At 62.5% G+C, this 277-nt stretch carries 1 protein-coding gene; it reads left to right on the top strand.

Going from position 1 to position 277, the window contains the following annotated elements; all coding sequences use genetic code 11:
- Window positions 1–233 (top strand): hypothetical protein (locus tag CKO35_RS17830; RefSeq protein WP_207143914.1); only part of this gene is annotated, 233 nt, incomplete at its 5' end.
- Window positions 234–277: the final 44 nt, after the last annotated feature.

Here is a 277-nt window from a genome sequence, read left to right on the forward strand (position 1 = left end):
GTGTTGGTATTGCTGGCAGTCTGATCAGGCGCTTTGGCTCGCCCCTGTGGTGTCGGGCGGGAGATGACGCAGGCGGGTGGTTGGGCTGCGGCCTTGCTAACCGCCAAGCGGCCGGCCAGCAGGCCATCTGCCGCATGGACGGCCAGCTCGAGAAACTGGCGCTGGGTCTTGCGATGTTTTTTGCTCAAGCGACGAATGTTGCTGATCGTATCCCGGCTGAGTTCTATCGTTAGCCTGGTAACGTCGCTCGCCCGCTGCTTCGCCCGGTGTCGTGCAA

The organism is Ectothiorhodospira shaposhnikovii, from assembly GCF_016584105.1.
GTDB lineage: Bacteria > Pseudomonadota > Gammaproteobacteria > Ectothiorhodospirales > Ectothiorhodospiraceae > Ectothiorhodospira > Ectothiorhodospira shaposhnikovii.